Source organism: Methylorubrum podarium (genome assembly GCF_022179745.1).
Taxonomy (GTDB): domain Bacteria; phylum Pseudomonadota; class Alphaproteobacteria; order Rhizobiales; family Beijerinckiaceae; genus Methylobacterium; species Methylobacterium podarium.
Map to the genome: position 1 here is coordinate 1 of NZ_BPRD01000694.1, position 2,165 is coordinate 2,165.

At 68.6% G+C, this 2,165-nt stretch carries 1 protein-coding gene and 1 pseudogene; both read right to left on the minus strand.

Annotated features, from left to right (window positions below; translation table 11 throughout):
- Positions 1–1,536, minus strand: a 1,536-nt coding sequence (locus MFF42_RS25900; RefSeq protein ID WP_238258829.1) for an extracellular solute-binding protein, incomplete at its 3' end; no start/stop codon positions are given.
- Between the two features lie 8 nt (positions 1,537–1,544).
- Positions 1,545–2,165: pseudogene (locus tag MFF42_RS25905) on the minus strand (ABC transporter substrate-binding protein); the annotation flags it as partial.

Here is a 2,165-nt window from a genome sequence, read left to right on the forward strand (position 1 = left end):
CCCCGGCGTCGCGTCGCCGGAGGCGGCACGGACGACGACGTCGAAGTCGAAATCGCGCAGGCGGGCTTGGTATTGCGCGGCATCCACCACCCGCTGTCGCGCCTTGATGCCGATCAGCCCGAGATTGCGGATGAAGGGCTGGACGATGGGCTCCCACACGGAATCGGAATCGAGGAACTCGAACTCGATCGGCTTGCCGTTCGCCAACCGGAGGGCGCCGCCCTCGCGGGTGCAGCCCGCCTCCTTTAGGAGCGCCACCGCGCGGGCGAGCAGCGCCCGGTCCTGGCCCGACCCGTCGGGAACCGGCGGCGTCCAGGCCTCGCCGAACACCTCCGCCGGCACCTGTCCGCTGAACGGTTCGAGCAGGGCCAGCTCGTCGGCCGACGGTTTGCCGGTCGCCATCAGATCGGTCTTCTGGAAGAACGAGACCGTGCGCTCGTAGGCGCCGAACATCGCCGTGCGGTTGGTCCAGGGGAAATCGAAGCACAGGCCGATCGCCTCGCGCACGCGCGGATCCTTGAACACCTCGCGGCGGGTGTTGAAGAACCAGCCCTGGATGGCGGCGGGCGCGGTGTCGGGCAGGGTCTCGCGCCTGACGCGGCCCTCGCGCACGGCGGGGAAGTCGTAGCCCGTCGCCCAGATCCGCGAGGTGAATTCCTGGCGGTAGGTGAAGGCGCCGCCCTTGAACGCCTCGAAGGCCACCTGCCGATCGCGGAAATACTCGTAGCGGAGCTGATCGAAGTTGTTCTGCCCGACCATGACGGGCAGGTCCGCGGCCCAGTAATCGGTCACGCGCTCCAGCTCGATGAACCGGCCGATATCGATCCGCCCGACCTGATAGGGGCCGGAGCCGAGCAGCGGCTGCAGCGTCTGCGCCTCGAAATCACGCCCCTCGAAGTAGGACGCCGAGAAGATCGGCAGCCCGGCGACGATCAGCGGCAGGTCGCGGCTGCGGCCGGCGGCGAAGCGGACGACCAGAGTGTCGTTGCCCTCCGCCGTCGCCTCGGCGACGTCCCGGATCACCTGCGAGATCGTCGGATGGCCCTTCTCCTTGAGGATATTGAGGGAGAAGGCCGCGTCCCGGGCTGTCAGGGTCGAGCCGTCGTGGAAGCGCGCCTGCGGACGCAGCGTGAAGCGGTAGGTCAGCCCGTCGGAACTGATCTCGACCGAGCGGGCGACGAGGCCGTAGAGCGCGTCCGGCTCGTCGAGTGCGCGAACCATCAGGCTGTCGAAGCTGAGATTGATCCCGGCCGCGCCATTGCCGCGGAAGACGTAGGGGTTGAGCGTGTCGAAGGTGTCGAACGCCTGATTGCCGAAGGTCTGGACGATCTGCGTCGAGAAGCGCCCGCCCCGCGGCGCCATCGGGTTCACGTAGTCGAAGTTCGGGAAGTCGGGTGCGTATTTCAGTTCGCCGAAGCTCGACAGCCCGTGGGCGGCGCGCGTCCCCTCGGCGCGGGGAGACCGGGGCAGGGTGCTCGCGAGAGCCAGCACCCCCGTCCCGAGGACGACGCCGCGGCGGGTCGCGCCCGCGCTCATCCCCGTCGTCATCGCGGTGCCCCCGTCTTGGCCGCGAGCGCCTCATCGTACCACCACGTGGTCGGGAAGCCGGAGGCGCCGTATTTCGGCAGGATCGCCGGACGGCTGAAACGGTTCCAGCGGATCGTCCGCGTCACCGGCGAGGACCATTGCGGCACCACGAAGTTGTGGGCGAGCAGGGCCCGGTCGAGGGCATGCGTCGCCGCGACCAGGGTCTCGCGATCCTGCGCGAAGATCACCTTCTCGATCAGCGCGTCGATGCCCGCATCCTTGATTCCAGCGACGTTGCGCGAGCCCGGCTTGTCGGCGGCGGCCGAGCCCCAGTACTCCCGCTGCTCGTTGCCGGGGGAGAGCGATTCCGGCCAGCTCGATGTCGTGACGTCGAAGTCGAAGCTGCGCAGGCGGTTCTGGTACTGCGCCTGATCGATTACCCGGATCGAGCTCTCGATGCCGATCAGCTTGAGCTGCGCGGCGTAGGGGAGGATCACCCGCTCGAACACGTTCTGGAATTCAAGGAACTCGACGGTCAGCGGCTCGCCGGTCGCCTTCGCGACCATCTTGCCGCCCTTGAGCTCGTAGCCAACCTGCGCACGGCGGTCGGCCTGCTGCGCGAGGCCGGCTACGAGCCC